Here is a 17,702-nt window from a genome sequence, read left to right as displayed (position 1 = left end):
TAACCCCGGCCCTGCGCGGGTGGCTACGATCGCGGCATGACGATCACGTATGAGTGGCGAGGTGAGGTCGACAGTGCGGCCATTGAAGCCTTGCACGCCGAGGGTTTCGACCATCCCCCTCTGAACGTCGACTGGCTCGCGCAACTGCGTCGGCACAGTCTGGGCTGGGTCTGCGCACGCGAAGAAGACCGCCTCGTCGGATTCGTCAATGTCGCCTGGGACGGCGGCGTCCATGCCTTCATCCTCGACACCGTCGTGGCCCGCGGGGACCGGGGGAGCGGTATCGGCACAGCGCTCATCGCGGCGGCGGTGGAAGGCGCCCGCGCCGCTGATTGCGAATGGTTGCACGTTGACTTCGACGACGAACTGGAGTCCTTCTACGTCGACTCCTGCGGGTTCAAGCGGACGAAGGCGGGACTGATCGCCCTTTGAACCAGTGGCTCCCACGAGGGCGGTCCTCAACCCGCGCCCACCCGGGTGCGTGTTCCCGGACGAACTCGGCGAAAGGGCGGGGCGGACGGCCGGTCAGGTCCAGCACCGCGGTGCTGACCTGGCCCTCGCGACCAGCCCTGATGCTGTCTTCCACGGCAGCGAGGGCGGCGGCGAACTCGGCAGGCATGCCTGCCGATCGGTAGTTGGCGGCCTGCTCCTCGACTCCGATGTGCACCACCCGGACCGGTCGCCCGGTGCAAGCGGTGATAATCGCCGCCGTGCCCTGGTAGCTCAGTGCCTTCGGCCCGGTGAGCAGGTGATCGCGCCGGTCACCGGGGTCGATGCCGGGGTCGGCCAGCAGGGCGGAGGCGACGGCTGCGATGTCTCGTGCGTCGATCCAGCCCACTCGGCCGTCACCGGCGGCGGTACGGATCTCGCCATGCCGCCGGATCCGCTCGCCCAGCGGATGTGAATCAAGGAAGTTCTGCATGAACCCGGACGCGCGCAGCACGACCCACCCGGGCCGGGCCCGCACCCGCGCCGCCAGCTCCAGCGCGCCAGGCGCGTCCGGCAGCACGACGGCGGAGCCGAGGAGCACCAGCCGGCGCACGCCGAAGCGTTGAGCCTCGGCCAGGAACGGCCCGGCCAGAGGCATCGGATCCACGCTGGCCGGCGGCGGCACCAGGAATACCCGGTCCACGCCGCGCAGCGCGGCAGAGTGGGTGGCCGGGTCATCCCAGTCGAACCGGACCGCGTCGGGGTCACCGGCAGACGGGTTGCGGCTGGCCACCCTGACCGGCACACCGTTGCCGCGCAGCAGTTCCACCAGCGCGGTCCCGGTCTTCCCGGTGCCGCCGGTCACCAGCACACCGGTCATCGGGTGCCTTCCTCGGGAGCGTTCTGCACTGTCGTGCCCTCCAGTGTGCAACGGGGTGTGACCGGTCCAGACTGGACGCGGGCCCGCCGCTTGGGAACGGACGGCTTAGCCCCGGACCGCCAGTCCGTGGCTGAGCCGGATGTCGCTGTGCCAACCTGGCCAAGTGAGCAGAATCGAACTGGCCGACTTCCTGCGTCGCCGACGGGAGGCGCTGCGCCCGGACCAGGTGCCGGTCACGGTCACTCACCCGCCGGGCCGGCGCGCCCGACGCACTCCGGGGCTGCGCCGCGAAGAGGTGGCCGCACTGGCCGGGGTGTCAATCAGCTACTACGAACGACTGGAGCAGGCTCGCGCACCGCGTCCGTCCCCACAGGTGCTGGCCGCTATCGGCACGGCGCTGCAGCTCACCGCCGCGGAGCGCGAGTATCTGGCACGGCTGGCCGGACAGGTCCCGCCCGGCACCGGCACCGATCGGGCGCCGGTGTCCGCCGGCGCCCGTCGGCTGCTGGACCGGCTCGGTCCGATACCCGCATACCTGGTCGACGAGCGCCAGGACATCGTGGCCTGGAACGGCGCGGCAGCCGCATTGATCACAGATTTCGGAGTGCTGTCCGCCGAGGAGCGCAACACCGTGCGGCTGTCCATCCGGCTGAACGGCGTCCTCTGCACGGCGCCGGCCGACGCGGAGGGCGAGTTCGCCCGGCAGACCGCCGCCCAACTACGCTGGGCCGGCGCCCGCTACCCGGCCGAACGCGTGCTTGGCGAATTGGCCGACGAGTTCGCGGCACACAGCGCGGACTTCGTCGCGGCATGGCGCAGCCATGATGTTCGGCCCATACCCACACTGCGCAAGCATCTGCGCCACCCCACGCTGGGCGAGCTCGACCTGGAGTGCCAAACCCTGCTCCTGCCCGACACCGACGTGCGGTTGGTGATCTATACCGCGGAACCGGACAGCCCGAGCGCCGCCGCGCTCGCCCGGCTCGACACCCGCGATGCGCGGCCCCACCTCACCGGCGGTGGCAGGGGTCAAGCGGCGCCTACGACCCCGTATGCCAGTCAGAACACGGAGCGCGGGTCGTAGAACTTGTCGACGTTCTTGCAGTTGATGCCCGCGGCCCGCGTGTACTCCTGTTTCTTGAAGCTCTTCGGTGCCGCCTTGCCGGTGCCGATCTGCAGGGCGATGTCGAAGGCGCGGTCGGCGGCGAGGGCGGGTGAGTTCAGTCCGGTGGAGATGTACCGGCCGTCGCAGCCACCGGATTTGATCTCCTGCAGTGCCTGTTTCTGCCCGTCCGCCGCCGCGGCGACGAGGGTTTTCTCGTTGCCCTTGTCGCGCAGGGTGCTGAGGGCTCCGAGCGTCATCGAGTCGTTGAGGCCCACGATGAGGTCCACGTTGCGGTGTGCGGCGAGGATCGACTCGGTGGCGGGTACCGCGGCGTCCTGGGAGTAGTTCGCGGGAGTCCTGGCCACGAGGTGGTATTTGACGCCACCGGCGCGCAGTCCGTCGAGGAATCCCCGCTGGCGGTCGGGGCCGACGATCTCGTCGTCCGGCCCGCCGTTGAGGATGGCGAGGCTGATCGTCTTGCCGCGGTGGAACCGCTTGGCCGCGAGCCGTCCCGAGAGCTTTCCGATCGCGTAGTTGTCGGAGGAGACGGAGGTGACACCGACCCCCTCGATACCGGTGTCGACGAAGACCAGGGGTACCTCTCCCGCCACGTCCTTCAGCTGTACCTGCTGTGTCTTCGGGCTCATCGCGTCGGCCACGAGGACGTCGATGCCCTGCGCCACCAGGGTCTGGGCCTGGTTCAGCTGGGTGACCGCGTCGCCGTCGGCGTTCTGCACCTCCAGATGGAAACCCTCCTTCCTGGCCTTCTTCTCGGCGACGTCGACCATGGCCGCGAAGTAGGGCGCGTCCAGTTGCCGTTGCGAGAACCCGATCGTGACGTCCTTGACGTCCTTGGCCTCTCTGACGCCACCCGAGGATGCCTTGCCTCCGATGGTCGAGCAGCCGGCCAGGACGACGGCGGCCACCGACAGCGCGGCGAGCGAACCCCGTCGCATGGTGTCCATGCATGACTCCGTGTTCTGTCTGGTGATGCGCTGAGGTCAGGAATGTGCGATCTGTGCGGTGGGTGCGGTCCGGTGCCGGCGGCGCCGGGTGAACTGGACGGTGGTGAGGACCATCGCGAAGATGATCAGGGCCCCGCGGAAGGCGTCCTGCAGGAACGTGGAGACGTTGAGCAGCACCAGCAGGTTGGAGATCACGCCGAAGATGAGCGTGCCGAGGACGGCGCCGAGGACCCGGCCGCGGCCGCCCACGAGGCTGGCACCGCCGATGACCACCGCCGCGATCGAGTCGATCTCGTAGTTGTCCCCTCCGGTCGGAGTGGCCGCGCCGATGCGGGCGGCGAGCAGGAAGCCCGCGAAGCCGACCAGCACACCGGCGATCACATACACCGTGATCATGGTGCCCTTCACCGGGACACCCGAGGCGTACGCGGCCTCCTTGCTGCTCCCCAACGCGTACACCCGGCGCCCGAACACCGTGCGCCGGACGAGGAAGGCCACGGCGACCGCCAGGGCGATCCAGATGACACCGAGGACCGGGACCCCGGCGATCGCCGTCGTGGCGATGGTGCGGAAGTCCGCGGCGTGGGGGCTGACCGGCTGGCCCTCGGTGTAGGCGTAGACCAGCCCCCGGCCCAGCGCGAGCATGCCGAGGGTCACGATGAACGCCTCGAGCCCGCGGTAGGCGATGAGATAGCCGTTGAAAGCCCCGATGGCGGCGCCCAGCGCGATCGCGACCGCCACGGCGAGCAACGTGTTCCCGCCGCCGAAGAGACCGGCGGAGAGCACACCGGCGAGCCCGGCGACCGCGCCGACGGAGATGTCGATGCCACCGGTGAGCACGATGAGGAACTGCGCGAGCGTGACGATGCCGATCACCGACACCTGCAGCAGCAGGTTGGAGAGGTTGTAGGAGGAGAAGAACGCGTCGGAGGTGAGGCCCGCGAAGATCAGCAGCGCGATGAGGATGTAGAGCGGGTACTGCTCCTTCGACCATTGCCCGAAGCGACGGAGCGCCAGACCGCCGGTGGTTTCCCCGGGGGCCTTCGGCGGCGCGTCGGCAGTGCGGGCAGCGGTGTCCTGTGTCACTGGATCTCTCCTCCGAGGGCGGTACGGGTCAGGTCGTCGGTGGTGCTGGTCTTCGAGACGAACTCGCCGGCGATGACGCCGTCGCGCAGCACGATCACCCGGTTGCACAGGGTCAGGGCCTCCTCGGCCTCGCTGGTGACGACCACGACCGCCTTGCGCCGCTCGATGAGGCCCCGCACGATCTGATAGATGTTCAGCCGGGCACCGACGTCGATGCCCTTGGTCGGTTCGTCCAGCACGACGACGTCGGGCTCGCTCTCCAGCACCTTGGCTATGCACACCTTCTGCTGGTTGCCACCGGAGAGCGAGCTGGTGAGGCGTTCCGCTCCGCCCTTGATCTGGAACTCGTCCGTCAGCCGCGCCACCCGGCGGCGCTCCCGGCGGACGTTCAGCACTCCGCCGGTCGAGAACGAGCCGAGGGTGGACAGCGTGAGGTTGCCGGCGTTGTCGAAGTCCTTGACGAAGCCTTCACGCCGGCGGTCCTCACTGAGGTAGGCGATCTTCTCGCGCAGGGCGGCCCGTGGTGAGTGCGGGTGCACCTCGCGGCCACGCACCCGTACCGTGCCGGTCTCCCGCCGTTGATGTCCCGAGATCGACCGGGCGAGGGAACTGCGCCCGCTGCCGACCAGACCGTAGATGCCGACGATCTCGCCCTCCCGCACCGAGAAGGAGATGTCACAGGCCGACCCCGACGACACCCCCCGCACATCGAGCAGGGTGGGGGCGGCGTCCGGGCTGACCGGCTCCGGCGGCTCCAGGGCCATCACGGCCTCGCCGATCATGAGCGTCATGATCTCGTCGGGTGTGGTGTCCGCCGTCTCGACGACGTCCACCAAGGAGCCGTTGCGCATGACCGCGATGCGGTCGGCGAGCGCGAACACCTCCGGCATGCGGTGCGAGACGAAGACGACCGTGGCACCGGCTTCGCGTTCCTTGCGCACGAGTGCCTCGACGTCCTTGAAGTGCTCCTCGGTGGTGGAGGCGGTCGTCTCGTCCAGCAGCAGGATGCGATGCTCGTTCACCTGGGACCGGCTGAGCGCCACCATCTGACGGGGGCCGGGCCCGAGCCGTCCGGCGGGCATACCGAGGTCGGCGTCACGCATCCCGACCACACCGAGGGCGGCGCGGGTCCGCTCGGCGCGCTCCCGGCCCCCGACGAGCTGCCACGGCTTGCGGCGCCCGGCCGAGCTGAGCCCGGTCAGCCACACGTTCTCCTGGATGCTGAAGGTATCGACGATGACCGGCTCCTGGTGCATCAGCAGCACCCCGGCATCGAGCGCCGCGGACGGTGTGGTGATCTCACCGTCGTAGCCATCGACGATCACCCGCCCGCTACTCGGACGCTCCTGACCGGCGAGGAGTTTGGCCAGCGTCGACTTTCCGGCGCCATTCGCACCGCAGATGGCGAGCACCTCACCCGGGTAGCCGCTGAGCGTGACGTCGGAGACGGCGACCACGCCCGGATAGACCTTGCCGACCCCGTCGAGAGTGAAAGTGGCCGTCCTCGGCGGCGATGATGCGGACGCCGAAGACGCAGCCGCGCCCATCGTGCTCAATTCGGTTCGCTCCTTCACGATCGGAAGCCGACGAAGTACTCGCGTGCATGTTTTTGATGCGATTGCGCTTGGCCGTACGCAAGCCTGCGGCGCCGGTCACGGGTGGATGACCGCCTTGACGCAGCTGCGGTCGTCCCGGACGGCGTCGAGGGCCGCGCCGAAGGAGCCGAGTCCGAAGCGGTGGGTGATCATGCCGTCGGTGCGTACCCGGCCGGTGCGCAGGACCCGCAGCGCGCGGTCGAAGCTGAAGGCCTGGGTGAACGATCCGCGTACGGTCAGTTCGCGGCTGAAGATCTCATGCGGGGACAGCTCGATGCGTTCCCGCTCGCCGGCCATGCCGTAGAGGAAGACGGTCCCGCCGTCGCGGGTGAGCGGCAGGCACTCCTCGATCACGGGGAGGGCGCCGGTCGCGTCGACGACGGTGTCGAAGCCGTCGGGTGCCAGCGAACGCAGCGCCGTACGGGCGGCGGAGGGGTCGCGGCGGTCCATGACGACCGTCTCGTCGGCGCCGAAGTCCCGTGCCAGCCGCAGCTTGGCCTCGGTCGGTGCCGCCACGGTCACCCGCCCGGCGCCGCTGCCGGCCAGCAGCTGTGCGAGCAGCAATCCGGTGGTGCCGGCCCCGAAGACCAGGACGTCGCCACCGGGCGCGGGGGAGAGGATGTCCATCCCGTGCATGGCGCATGCCACGGGCTCGGCGAAGGAGACCACGTCCAAGGGGATGTCATCGGCGGGGTGGCAGGCCGTCGCGGGGACCACGATCAGTTCGGCGAAGCCGCCGGGCCGGGTGACACCGTGGTCCCGCAGCCGGGTGCAGAAGGCCGGCTTGGCGCGGCGGCAGTTGGCGCAGCCGCCGCACGAGACGCGGTTGTTGACGGCCACGCGCTGCCCGACGGCCAGTTCGGCCACCCCCTCTCCGGTGGACTCCACCTCCCCCGCGATCTCGTGTCCGGGGGTGAGCGGATAACGCGGGGAGAACTCGCCGCGGTGCAGATGGGCGTCGGTGCCGCAGACCCCCGCGGACCGCACCCGCAGCCGTACCTCACCGGGGCCCGGCTCGGGATCGGGCAACTCGGCGCAGCGGTATTCGAGCGGTCGGTCGTAGACAATGGCTTTCACACCGTCTCCTCGGTCGTGGCCGTATCGGTGGCGGGGGTCTTGGTGGCAGAGGTAGCGGTGACGGGCTGCCGGTGGCGGTTCGGCGGCTCCGGTCAGCCGACGGCCACCAGCACCTTCATCTGGTCGGGACTGCCGGCCGCCCGGAAGGCCTCGTCGGCCCGGTCCAGCGGGAAGGTGGCGGTGATGAACTCCTCGACCGGTACGGCGCCCGCTGCCAGGAGCGAGACAGCGGCGCGCACATCCTCCTCGACGTACATCAGCGAGCCCCGTACGGTGATCTCGCGGTCCTGGACCAGGTCGAGCGGGACGCTCGACGGGCCCTGGGGCACACCGACGACCATGACGGTGCCGCCCTTCTCGACGATCTGCACGGCCTGGGTGACTGACGCGGAGACGGACACGCAGTCGAACACCGCGTCCGCACCGCCACCGAGTCGTTCCCGGACCACATCGGGCAGGCCGGGGGTGTCGGGGGCGTAGGCCGCGTCCGCCCCCAGCCGCAAGGCGCGGTCGCGCTTCGCCGCCACCGGGTCGGTGACGATCACTGTCCGAGCGCCCGCCGCCCGAGTGGCCAGGGCGGTGAGCAGCCCGATCGGCCCGGCGCCGATGACCAGGACGTCACTGCCCGCGAGGTCCCCGGCCCGGCGTACGGCGTGCACGGGGGTGGCCAGTGGCTCGACGAGCACGGCCTGTGCGTCGGTGAGCCCGTCGGGCACGCGGTGCAGCCGGCCGGCGGGAACGGTGAAGCTGTCGGCCATCGCTCCGGCCGTCTGGCAGCCGATGACTCGCAGGGTCGCGCAGATGTTGTAGCGGCCCGAGCGGCAGTGGCGGCAGGTGCCGCAGACCAGGTTGGGTTCGAGCAGGACGCGATCTCCCTCGGCCAGGGACGTGACGCCGGGGCCGGTCTCGGCGACCACGCCCACCGCCTCGTGCCCGGGGTGGTACGGCCGGGAGATGAAGGGATGTTCGCCTCGGCGGGCGTGGACGTCTGTGCCGCAGATGCCGATCAGCCGGGTGCTGACCCGCACCTCGCCGGCGGCCGGCCGCGGTCGCGGCACCCGGTCCAAGGTGACCTCGCCGTCGGCGGTGACGGTCACCCGACGGTCCATGGCGGCGGTTTCGCCGGTAGCGGTTTCCGCCGTGGCGGTTTCCCCCGTGGCGGTTTCCGCCGTGCCGGGTGAGGGTGTCGTCGGTGTGTTCATCGGAGTGCGAAGCCCCCGTCCATCAGCAGTTCGGTGCCCATGCAGTAGGCGGCGTCGTCGCCGAGCAGCCAGGCGATGGCGGCGGCGATCTCCCCCGGGTCCGCGAACCGGCCGGCGACCGTGCCCTCCTTCCACGCCGCGTGCATGTGCTGCTTGAGGTCGTTGAGGGGAGTGGCGACATAGCCGGGCGCGATGGCGTTGATCCGCACACCGCGAGGTCCCCACTCGACGGCCAGGGACCGGGTGAGGGCACTCACGGCGGCCTTGGAAGCGTTGTACACCGACTGCTTCTGCGGATAGTTGACGATATGCGTGCCGGACATCGAGGAGACCGTCACGATCCGGCCCCCGCCCGCGTCCAGCATCTGCCGGGCGGCCGCGGTGCAGCTGAGGAAGGTGCCCTTGAGATTGACGCCGAGCACCCGGTCGAACTCGGCGACGCTCATCCGCTCCGCCGGAACGTCGTCCTCGACGACCCCGGCCGCCGTGACGAGACCGTCGATGCGGCCCCCCGCGGTGACCACGGTGTCCATCGCGGTCGCCACACTGCGCTCGTCGGTCACATCACACAGAACGGGTCTGCCGACGGGAGACTCGGTGAGATCGAGGGCGTACACCTCGGCGCCGAGATCGGCCAGCCGCGTGCAGGTGGCGCGTCCGATGCCACCGGCGGCTCCGGTGACCGCGATCCGGGCACCCTGATACCAGGACATGGTGTCTCTCCTTGGAGTGGGGCCGCGGGCGGCTCTGTTCCGGCAGGCCCATGAGGTTGTGGCGAGCGTCTGGCTCCGGCAGCGATAAGACTTCCTGTACGTACAGGATGTCAAGAGGACGGGCTGTTGTATTTACTGTCGCGCGTTACGCTTGCGCCGTGGGAACCGGACGGATTGACCGCAGCTCCGCGCTGCCTTTCTATGCTCAGCTCAAGGAACTGCTGCTGCCGCAGCTCGGACGTGTGTGGGAGGTGGGTGAGCGCCTGCCCGGCGAGGTGGCGCTGTGCGAGCGGTACGGCGTCTCCCGGACCGTCGTCCGTCAGGCCCTCGACGAACTGGAGGGCGAGGGCCGCATCGTGCGGCGCAAGGGGCAGGGCACCTTCGTGGCCGCCCGGAAGGTGGACGAATCCCTTTTCCAGTCGATGACCGGCCTGTGCGAGGACGTGGCCGCTCGCGGATCCGAGCTGGTCAGCGCGGTGCGGCGGCTGGAGTTCGCCCCCGCCACGGCGGACGCCGCCCATGAGCTCGACGTCGCGGAGGGCTCGACCCTGCTCCACCTGGAACGGCTGCGTTACGTCAACGACGAGCCATGGGCACTGTCCAGCACCTGGTTGCCCCACTATGTGGCGCCCGGACTGCTCGACGAGGACCTGACCCGGCAGTCGCTCTACGCCCTCCTGGAGGACAAGTACGGCGTCAATCTGGACCACGGCAGGCGCCTGGTGGAAGCGGTGCCGGCGGCCCCTTCGGTGGCCGAGGCGCTCGGCGTCGACGTACACGACCCGGTGCTGCTCCTGCGGAGCACCGCCTGGGACCAGGAGGGCAGGCCGGTGGAGTACTTCACCGCGTACCACCGCGCCGACCGCAGCCGCTTCCAGGTGCATGTGCGGCGCAGCCGGGCCCGGTCGGGGGCGCCTCCGGCGATGCTGGTGAGCGACGACGGTGAGTGACTCCACCGGTGTCCGCCCGGCCCTTCGCGGCTGACGACCCGGCAGCGGCCGCCCTTGCCGGGCCCCTTTCGGCAGCGGACTGACGGCTCCTCAGGTCTCGTACCTCGTGTCCTCCCGGGTGGCGCCACCGTCGGGCGGGGACCGTGTGACGAAGACCTTGACATCCTGTACGTACAGGATGACAGTTGCCCGGAGCGGCGAGACATCGCTGTGGCGTCACCTCGATGGGAGATCCACGTTCCATGCCGTCCTTCGCGACTCCGCCCGTCCTGCCGCAGGTAATCGGTTTCGACACCGCCACCGGTGCTGTGACCCCGGTGGGCCGGATGATCGCTTGCAGGGTTACCGATCTTGTGGGGCTCTGCGCGGACGAGACGGCGCGCCGGTACATGGCTGAAGCGGGCGACCCCGTCGTGTACGAGGTGGTCTCCTCCCGGGTGCCCGAGACCTCCGGCGAGTTGCCGCAGTCGGTCACCACGATCCACCCGGGCACCATCGGTGGCGAGTTCCATTTCACCAGGGGCCATATGCATACGCGTGCGCGCGGGGAGGTCTACCTCGGGCTGACCGGCACCGGCGGGCTGCTCACCTTCGACGGTCGGCGGGCCGTCTGGGTGGCCATGGCCCCCGGCACCATCGGCTACATCCCGCCGGGCTGGGCCCATCGCAGCGTGAATACCGGGGACGAGCCATACCGTTTCCTCGCGGTGTATCCCGGTGACGCGGGCCATGACCACGCCTGGGTCGCCGAGAACGGTATGGGCCACCGGGTCATGCGCGGGGCGTCGGGGGAACCGGAGCTCGCCCCGTTCCCCCGGCCCGCGGCCGGATCCCGGTAAGGAGAAGACATCTGTGATCATCGCTCATGACCTCGGTACGACGGGGGACAAGGCGTCCCTGCACACCGACGACGGCCGGCTGGTGACATCGGTGACCGCCCGCTACGCCACCGATTTCCGGGCCGGCGGCATCGCGGAACAGGACCCGGAGGCCTGGTGGCGGGCGGTCTGTCAGGCGGGCCGCGAACTGCTGACCCGTACCGGCACGCCACCGGAGCGGATCAGCGCCATCGGATTCAGCGGCCAGATGATGGGAGCCGTGCTGCTCGACAGCGCACACCGGCCCGTGCGGCCCGCCATGATCTGGGCCGACCACCGCAGCGCCGAACAGGCGCGGAAGCTCGTCACCACGCTCGGTGAGGAGCACGCCTACCGGCTCCTCGGACACCGCGCCCACCCGACGTACTCCCTGGCCAAGGTGATGTGGGTGCGCGACCACGAGCCGGACACCTTCGGCCGGGTGGCGCATGTCTGCCTGGCCAAGGACCACATCGTCCAGCGCCTCACCGGCACGCTCGTCACCGACCCCTCCGACGCCTCCAGCACCAACGCCTTCGACCAGCGGGCGGGCACCTGGTCACGGGCCGTACTCGACGCGGCGGACATCGATCCGGGCCTGCTGCCCGAGGTCGTGCCGTCCACCACCGTTGTCGGCCCAGTCCGGCCGCAGGCCGCCGAGGAGACCGGGATGCCCGCTGGAGTCCCCGTCGTCATCGGTGGCGGAGACGGGCCCTTGGCCGCTCTCGGCGCCGGTGTGCTGACACCCGAGGACGGCGCGTACGCCTACCTCGGTTCCTCCTCGTGGATTTCGATGTCGGCCCGGCAGCCGCTCTATGACGCGGCCATGCGGACCATGACGTTCAACCACGTCCTGCCCGGACACTATGTGCCGACGGCCACCATGCAGGCGGGTGGCGCCTCGCTGGAGTGGATCGCGGAGGTGCTGCGCCCCGACGACGGATCGGAGCGCATCATCCGCACCCTGGCGGACATCGAGGACGCCGACACCACGGGCCTCTACTTCCTGCCCCATCTGCTCGGCGAGCGCTCACCGTACTGGAACGCCGACGCCCGCGGCGCCTTCGTCGGGCTCTCGCGGCACCACGGCCCCGCGCATCTGGCGAGGGCCGTGCTGGAGGGTGTCGCCTTCAACCTGGCGACCTGCGTCACCGCGTTCCGCGAGGCCGGGCATCCGGTCGACCGCGTCGACGCCATCGGCGGCGGCGCGGCCAGCGACACCTGGCTCCGGATCCTCGCCGACGTCTGGGGCGCCCGGATCCACCGCCGCAGCATCGTCGAGGAGGCCAACAGCCTCGGCGCCGCGGTCACCGCCGCCGTGGGCAGCGGCCTGGTCGACGGCTTCGAGGCCGCACGCGGGCTGTCCGACGTGCGGGCGCGGTTCGACCCGTGCGCCGACCGGCACCGCGACTACACCGCGCGCCATCAGGAGTTCCTGGACGCCTACCGCAGCCTGGAGCCCTGGTTCGGGCGGGGCGGCTCATAACCGGGCCGGACACTGCTCCCACGGCGCTCGGACGACGAGCCCACCCCCGCAGGCAGGGGGTGGGCTCGTCCCTGAACCGCTGTCAGTTCCCGCGGGTGCGCCCCGCGGCGGTGTGCCGTGGCGGTCCCACCGGATGCACCGTGATCCGGATGTTCGCCATCTGAGGCTGTCCCGTGTAGGGGTCGCGCGGGAAATCGGCGGCGTTGAGCCGGCTCACCGCGGTCCCGGACACCCGTACGTCGAGGTCGGTGTCCGGGGCGTCGCCGAAGCAATGCGCCATCGAGGCGGTACCTGTCATGACGGACGCGTCGCTCTTCACCAGCGCCCGGACCTCGCCCGCCCCGGAAGCCACGTCGACCTCGTCGTCGTCGGCGAGTCCGAGGATCGCCATGTCCTCGGGGTTCATGAACAGGGGATTGTTGGTGATTCCCCGGTTGATCCGGTCGAGGTTGTAGGAGGAGTTGACCTGGATCATACGGCGGTTCAGCAGGCGGAGCCCGTCCCGTGCCTGCCCGGCATCCCCGCCCCGGCAGTCCGCGAGCGCGTGCATCATCTCCGCGTTCCCGACGCAGAGCCGGCCCTGCCAGCCCTCTTCCTTGGGCAGCACGGCGACCGGTTCCCCGGGGTCGAAGATCCCACCGTGGGGATGGCCCTTTACGGTTTCCAGGGGAACGCGCGCCCGCTGGGTCCACAACTCGATGATCTCGTCATGGGTGGGCCGGCTGCTCATGTCCAGCTTGGGCAGCGGCTGCTTGCCCTGCGGAGGCGGGCCGATCCGGAAGGGGGAGCGTGGTACCCATGAGATCTGGAGACCGAGCCGCTTCGCGATCTCGAAGAAGACCTCCCACTCTTCCAGCAGGTCCGAGCCGGGAGGCCGCTCGACCACGGCCGGTGTGTACTGCGCCCAGGACGCCGAGTGCCCGGTGTAGCCGTTGGCATAGCCCACCGTTGCCGAACTCGCGGTCTGTATTCCGGGTATCTCCAGGCACATCGTCGACGCGAAGACGTAATGGGACCGTCTGGCGGTCTGCGACATCCTCACATCGAAGCTGACCAGCAGGTCCAGCGCGTCCATCGACCGTACGGTCCGCTCCTGGCCGGGGAAGGCGACGACCGGGTTCCCGCCGAGATTGAACAGGGCTCTCACCCGCCCCTCGCCTTCGAAAAGGATCTCGTCGGCGAGGTCCGCGGTCGGCAGACCGGCGAGTGAGTCCCTGCGTCCCGTCGCGCGCAGCGTCTCGCCGAAGCCGTACGCCGGGACGGGAGGCGATGCCTGTGCGCGGAACGTCGGCCGGGGAGCCAGCGGACCCGTCGCCGCGACCACTTCGCCTTCGCGCAGATAGTGCCCGCAGATCGTGTCCAGAGCCAGGATCAGGTACTCGAGCAGGGTTCCGCGTGCCGCGGACATGTTCCCGCCGGTGCCGGCCACGGCGTAACCGCGTCGCGCCGTGCCGAACCAGCGCGCGGCCGTGACGATGTCCTCCGCCGCGATCCCCGCCCGGTGCGCCACGTAGTCGGGGGTGAATGGCCGTACGGCAGCGGTGAGGGCCGCGAGGCCGTCGACGTTCTCGGCCACGAAACCGCGGTCGTAGAGCTCCTCCGCCAGGATCACGTGGAGCAGTCCCGCGACGACGGCGACGTCCTCGCCGGGCGCCGGCTGCAAGTGCAATGAGGACAACCGGGCCGTCTCGGTCCTCCTCGGGTCGACGGTGATCGTGTACCCGCCGCGCTCCTCGACCTCACGCAGCAGGTCGCGAGGCACCCCGGCCGGGATGCCCTTGTAGGACATGAGGGGGTTGATGCCGATCCAGAGGACGACCTCGGGCCGGTCGAAGGCCTGGGCCGGCGCCATCCAGTACCCGTGCAGGCCGGCGGCGACGTGCTTGCCGGGCTGGTCGATCGTGTTCGCGCTGAAGAGCATCGGCGAGCCCAGCTCCTCCAGCAGGGAGCGTCCCATCCCATAGGCGGGTGGGCTTTGGACTGACTGGGTGCCGCAGTAGAGGGCGATACTGCGCGGCCCGTGTTCGGCGACCAACCGCTCCACGGCCGCCGTCACCTCGTCGAGCGCCTGCTCTGACGAGATCGGCGCGAAGCTCCCGTCCGGGAGCCGTTTCATGGGCCGCAGCAGCCGCGAGGGATCGTTGAGCAACTGGGGGAGGAGGCGGCCTCGGCGGCAGCTGTAGCCACGGTAGAGGGGCGCATCGGGGTCTCCGCCGACCTGGACGGCGCGGCCTTCCTCCACATCGACCAGAATGGGGCAGCGGTTCGCGCACAGCCGGCAGGTGGAATGGCGCCGATCGCGCATGGGCCTGCGAGACGTTCCCAAGGCTTTCGCCCCCTTCGGTCACTGTGTCCTGGCGATGGCGATCATGTCGCCCACGGCGGTGAACTTCTTCCGGGGCGTTCCACCGCGGAGTCCCCGCTCTTCCTCGGTCCGGCGGATCCGCGACCATCCCGCGAAGTCGACGTAGTCAATCCGGCGTGCAGCGACGAGCTCCGTGAAGGATTCGGGCCCGGTATCCCGCGACTCGGGCGAGACGACATCGAGCAACGTCGAGACCGTCTCGAGGGAACATCGCTTGTTGCTTCCGATCACGCCCGTGGGACCCCGTTTGATCCAGCCCGCGCAGAAGAACCCCGGGTCCCCCTCGTGCATGATCTGCCCCCTGGCATGGGGGATGGTTCCCGAAGCCTCGTCGAAGGGGAGGCCGGGCACGGCGCGGCCCCGATAACCCACGGCCTTGAGGACGAGGTTCGTGGCGATGGTCTCGGTCTGTCCCGTGGGGCGGAGCCTGACACCGGACGCGTCCCGGTCGAGCTCGTTCCGCATGAACGTGACCGACTCGACGCCGGCGGAGCCGTTTATCGTCAACGGCGAGAGCAGATAACGCAGATGGATCGTCCGGGGAGCCGGCGCCATGTCATTCGATGACATGTCTTTGACGAGCCGAAGCGCGAGATCGTCGGGCGCGGCATCGCAGGCCTCGCTCACCTCGTGGTGCCTGGTGCGCACGCGCACTCCGTCGAGCTGCGTGAGCGCGAGAAGTTCCGGAAGCGTGTACGCGGCGTGTTCCGGTCCGCGCCGGCCGGCGACGGTCACCTCCTCGATGCCGCTCGCCCGCAGCGCGGCCAGCGCGTGAGCCGCCATATCGGTGTGGGCGAGCTCCCCGGTGTCGCGCACCACCATGCGGGCCACGTCCAGCCCCACGTTGCCGTTGCCGATCACGAGGGCTCGCGGTCCGGTGAGGTCGAAGGCGGTCGGCACGAAGTCGGGATGTGCGTTGTACCAGCCGACGAACTCGCGGGCGGAGTGACAGCCGGGCAAGTCCTCGCCGGGGATGCCCAGTTCCCGGTCGCCGGGTGCTCCCGCCGCCCAGATGACCGCGTCGTGATGCGCCCGGAGTTCGTCGAGGCCGATGTGCTCGCCGACGGTCACGTTGAAGTAGCACGAAACGGAGGGATGTGACAGGACCGAGTCGAAGTAGGTGGCGACGTTCTTGGTGGCCTGGTGGTCCGGCGCCACGCCGGCACGCAGCAGACCGTGTGGTGTCGGCAGGCGGTCGATCATCGAGATACGGGCCGTGCTGTGCTCCAGCAGAGCGGCTGCCGCGTAGCAGCCGGCGGGTCCCGCCCCGACGATGGCGACCCGCAGCGGTGTGTCCACGAACCGGGGTGCCGGCCGGGGCGGTACCCGAAGTGCGGGCCTGCCGGAGAAATGGCGTTCGTTGATCTCCACATAGGGCGACTCGGCGGCGGTGATCTCAAGATCCGTCCGAACCGCGTCCGCCGGGCATGCGTCCAGGCACGCCCCGCAGTCGATGCACGCCCGCGGGTCGATGTAGAGCTGTTCGGCCCGGTCGAATCCCGGCTCGTCCGGGGTGGGGTGGATGCAGTCGACCGGGCACACCGGTACGCAGCTCGCGTCGTTGCAGCAACCGTGGACGATGAGATGGGTCATGACGCCGGTGCCGGCGACGGACTTTCCGCCGGCTCCCCCGTGCTCGTCCTCTTTATGGTCGCGAGGGTGATCAGCGCGATGGCCGTGGCCACGAACATGAGGAAGGCCGGGGCTGAGTCCATACCGGTGGCGGTGACGAGAAGTCCCGCCACGACGGGCGATATCCCGGCCCCGAGAACGGCCCCCAGGTTCCAGCCGAGCGCCGACCCCGAATACCGGACCGCAGGCGGGAACAGACTGACGAATGACGGGTACACCGCCGCCTGGAGCGCGTAGTTGCAGGCAGCGGCCGCGAGGTAGAGGAGTCCGACGACGGCGATGTTGTGGACCAGGCCCATGAGCAGAATCGCCGGATAGATGATCAGCGAGCAGGCGATGAACATGGTGCCCACACTTCGTCTGCTGCCGAACCTGTCCACGGCCAGGCCGCCGAGCGAGAAGGCCGGGAGTGCCAGGAGCAGGACGACCGCGGACAGCCAGAACACGCTCTGCTGCGCGATATGCAGCACCTGGGTGAGGTAGACGTTCATGTAGACCACCACGAGGACCGCCGGCACACTCGCCGCCGTGTTCAGCGCGAACACCTGGAGCAGCGGCACCTTGTGCTCCTGGACGACGCGCCGCAGCGGGAACCTTTCGAGCCGGGACTCCGCCGCCAGCTGCCGGAACTCGGCGGAGTCCTCGAGCCGCAGCCGCAGCCGTAGCGACAAGAGCAGGAGCGGAATCGCCAGCAGGAAGGGGATCCGCCAGCCCCAGGCCGACATCGCTTCGGTACCGACGACGAGCGTCGTGGTTCCCACGGTGATGGGCGCGAGCACGGCCCCGACCCCTGAGCCCAGCGTGCCGATGGAGATCAAGTGGCCACGCTTGCGGCCTTCCGACACTTCCCAGAGATAGGTCGCAGCCCCGATCAGCTCCCCGCCGGCGGCGAAACCCTGCACGATGCGCGTGACGACGAGCAGCGCGGGAGCGAGCAGACCGGCCGCCGCGTACACCGGAACGAGGCCCATCAGAGCCGTCGCGAGACCCATGATGAGCACCGTGAGCAGGAGCGCGTCCCGGCGGCCGCGGCGATCGCCGAGCCAGCCGAAGAAGACCCCTCCGAGCGGCCGCGCGACGAATCCCGTTCCGTACACCGCCAGCGCCGCCAACGTGGACGTGGCGGGATTCTGCGTCGGGAAGAACTGCGGCGCCATCGTGACGGTGAGGAACGCGTAGACGAGGAAGTCGTAGTACTCGATCATGGACCCGGTAAACCCTGCGACGCCGGCGCGACGCCGCAGCTCACGACTCGGGGTCTGTGGACGCGTGTCGCCGGATGTCGACTCTGTCGTGGTCATGGGGCTCCCAATTCGCGCGGGGGAGGAGTGGGGTCTTTCGGTTCGGCGGAGCGGAAGGC

At 69.9% G+C, this 17,702-nt stretch carries 15 protein-coding genes; 5 read left to right on the top strand and 10 right to left on the bottom strand.

Translation table 11 applies throughout. The annotated features are described in order from the left end of the window. The first annotated feature begins 36 nt into the window (after positions 1–36). A complete protein-coding gene (locus J2Z30_RS22510; protein WP_044580505.1) occupies positions 37–432 on the top strand; it encodes a GNAT family N-acetyltransferase in 396 nt (131 codons plus the stop codon). Here the strand turns inward: J2Z30_RS22510 and J2Z30_RS22505 are convergent. Then, the gene (locus J2Z30_RS22505; RefSeq protein ID WP_044580506.1) at positions 398–1,309 is read right to left on the bottom strand and encodes an NAD(P)H-binding protein; all 912 of its coding nucleotides are present in this window, start codon (positions 1,307–1,309) and stop codon (positions 398–400) included. The two genes, J2Z30_RS22510 and J2Z30_RS22505, sit on opposite strands and share 35 nt — an antisense overlap. Positions 1,310–1,472: 163 nt before the next feature. Here J2Z30_RS22505 and J2Z30_RS22500 point away from each other — a divergent pair, with 163 nt between their 5' ends. Next, positions 1,473–2,393, top strand: coding sequence for a helix-turn-helix transcriptional regulator (locus J2Z30_RS22500; protein ID WP_078957210.1), 921 nt, complete (start codon positions 1,473–1,475; stop codon positions 2,391–2,393). Here the strand turns inward: J2Z30_RS22500 and J2Z30_RS22495 are convergent. The 6 genes from J2Z30_RS22495 to J2Z30_RS22470 form a co-directional block, all read right to left on the bottom strand. Beyond that, positions 2,369–3,379: a sugar ABC transporter substrate-binding protein gene (locus J2Z30_RS22495; RefSeq protein WP_044580507.1), complete on the bottom strand. Its 1,011-nt coding sequence runs from the start codon at positions 3,377–3,379 to the stop codon at positions 2,369–2,371. The two genes, J2Z30_RS22500 and J2Z30_RS22495, sit on opposite strands and share 25 nt — an antisense overlap. A 36-nt stretch (positions 3,380–3,415) precedes the next feature. Next, a complete protein-coding gene (locus tag J2Z30_RS22490) occupies positions 3,416–4,465 on the bottom strand; it encodes an ABC transporter permease (protein WP_209468791.1) in 1,050 nt (349 codons plus the stop codon). Continuing rightward, entirely contained in the window at positions 4,462–6,012 is a 1,551-nt protein-coding gene (locus J2Z30_RS22485) for a sugar ABC transporter ATP-binding protein (RefSeq protein ID WP_245388335.1), read from the bottom strand. The genes J2Z30_RS22490 and J2Z30_RS22485 overlap by 4 nt, the downstream gene beginning before the upstream one ends. 105 nt (positions 6,013–6,117) lie before the next feature. After that, positions 6,118–7,137 carry a zinc-dependent alcohol dehydrogenase family protein gene (locus J2Z30_RS22480; protein ID WP_044580508.1) on the bottom strand — a complete coding sequence of 340 codons (1,020 nt, stop codon included), beginning with the start codon at positions 7,135–7,137 and terminating at the stop codon, positions 6,118–6,120. A gap of 92 nt (positions 7,138–7,229) precedes the next feature. After that, positions 7,230–8,246, bottom strand: a complete 1,017-nt coding sequence (locus J2Z30_RS22475; protein ID WP_044580509.1) for a zinc-dependent alcohol dehydrogenase — start codon at positions 8,244–8,246, stop codon at positions 7,230–7,232. Between the two features lie 89 nt (positions 8,247–8,335). Beyond that, the gene (locus J2Z30_RS22470; protein WP_044580510.1) at positions 8,336–9,052 is read right to left on the bottom strand and encodes an SDR family NAD(P)-dependent oxidoreductase; all 717 of its coding nucleotides are present in this window, start codon (positions 9,050–9,052) and stop codon (positions 8,336–8,338) included. 158 nt (positions 9,053–9,210) lie between these two features. Here J2Z30_RS22470 and J2Z30_RS22465 point away from each other — a divergent pair, with 158 nt between their 5' ends. From J2Z30_RS22465 to xylB, 3 genes are all read left to right on the top strand, one after another. After that, positions 9,211–10,002: a GntR family transcriptional regulator gene (locus J2Z30_RS22465; RefSeq protein WP_308280015.1), complete on the top strand. Its 792-nt coding sequence runs from the start codon at positions 9,211–9,213 to the stop codon at positions 10,000–10,002. 224 nt (positions 10,003–10,226) lie between these two features. Further along, on the top strand, positions 10,227–10,841 hold the full coding sequence (locus J2Z30_RS22460; RefSeq protein ID WP_308280014.1) for a glucose-6-phosphate isomerase family protein: 615 nt from the start codon (positions 10,227–10,229) through the stop codon (positions 10,839–10,841). Between the two features lie 13 nt (positions 10,842–10,854). After that, positions 10,855–12,345 carry a xylulokinase gene (xylB, locus tag J2Z30_RS22455; protein WP_044580513.1) on the top strand — a complete coding sequence of 497 codons (1,491 nt, stop codon included), beginning with the start codon at positions 10,855–10,857 and terminating at the stop codon, positions 12,343–12,345. Positions 12,346–12,427: 82 nt separating this feature from the next. Here xylB and J2Z30_RS22450 read toward each other — a convergent pair whose 3' ends face one another. From J2Z30_RS22450 to J2Z30_RS22440, 3 genes are read right to left on the bottom strand one after another with little or no spacing between them, the layout of a single operon-like run. Further along, positions 12,428–14,650 (bottom strand): molybdopterin-containing oxidoreductase family protein, encoded by a 2,223-nt coding sequence (locus tag J2Z30_RS22450; protein ID WP_044580514.1) that lies wholly within the window; start codon positions 14,648–14,650, stop codon positions 12,428–12,430. 39 nt (positions 14,651–14,689) lie between these two features. Continuing rightward, a complete protein-coding gene (locus J2Z30_RS22445) occupies positions 14,690–16,303 on the bottom strand; it encodes an FAD-dependent oxidoreductase (RefSeq protein WP_044580515.1) in 1,614 nt (537 codons plus the stop codon). Then, positions 16,300–17,643: an MFS transporter gene (locus J2Z30_RS22440; RefSeq protein WP_044580517.1), complete on the bottom strand. Its 1,344-nt coding sequence runs from the start codon at positions 17,641–17,643 to the stop codon at positions 16,300–16,302. The genes J2Z30_RS22445 and J2Z30_RS22440 overlap by 4 nt, the downstream gene beginning before the upstream one ends. Positions 17,644–17,702 lie beyond the last annotated feature (59 nt).

It is taken from the genome of Streptomyces iranensis (assembly GCF_017874715.1).
Lineage (GTDB): Bacteria > Actinomycetota > Actinomycetes > Streptomycetales > Streptomycetaceae > Streptomyces > Streptomyces iranensis.
The sequence above is the reverse complement of the archived record's forward strand: the minus strand, read 5'-3'. Positions and strand labels throughout refer to the sequence as shown.

Excerpts from the sequence above, each read along its gene's own strand:
- J2Z30_RS22510 (WP_044580505.1), top strand. The coding sequence starts at position 37 with ATGACGATCACGTATGAGTGGCGAGGTGAGGTCGACAGTGCGGCCATT.
- J2Z30_RS22505 (WP_044580506.1), bottom strand. The coding sequence starts at position 1,309 with ATGACCGGTGTGCTGGTGACCGGCGGCACCGGGAAGACCGGGACCGCG.
- J2Z30_RS22495 (WP_044580507.1), bottom strand. The coding sequence starts at position 3,379 with ATGGACACCATGCGACGGGGTTCGCTCGCCGCGCTGTCGGTGGCCGCC.
- J2Z30_RS22485 (WP_245388335.1), bottom strand. The coding sequence starts at position 6,012 with ATGGGCGCGGCTGCGTCTTCGGCGTCCGCATCATCGCCGCCGAGGACG.
- J2Z30_RS22475 (WP_044580509.1), bottom strand. The coding sequence starts at position 8,246 with ATGGACCGTCGGGTGACCGTCACCGCCGACGGCGAGGTCACCTTGGAC.
- J2Z30_RS22470 (WP_044580510.1), bottom strand. The coding sequence starts at position 9,052 with ATGTCCTGGTATCAGGGTGCCCGGATCGCGGTCACCGGAGCCGCCGGT.
- J2Z30_RS22460 (WP_308280014.1), top strand. The coding sequence starts at position 10,227 with ATGGGAGATCCACGTTCCATGCCGTCCTTCGCGACTCCGCCCGTCCTG.
- J2Z30_RS22450 (WP_044580514.1), bottom strand. The coding sequence starts at position 14,650 with ATGCGCGATCGGCGCCATTCCACCTGCCGGCTGTGCGCGAACCGCTGC.
- J2Z30_RS22445 (WP_044580515.1), bottom strand. The coding sequence starts at position 16,303 with ATGACCCATCTCATCGTCCACGGTTGCTGCAACGACGCGAGCTGCGTA.
- J2Z30_RS22440 (WP_044580517.1), bottom strand. The coding sequence starts at position 17,643 with ATGACCACGACAGAGTCGACATCCGGCGACACGCGTCCACAGACCCCG.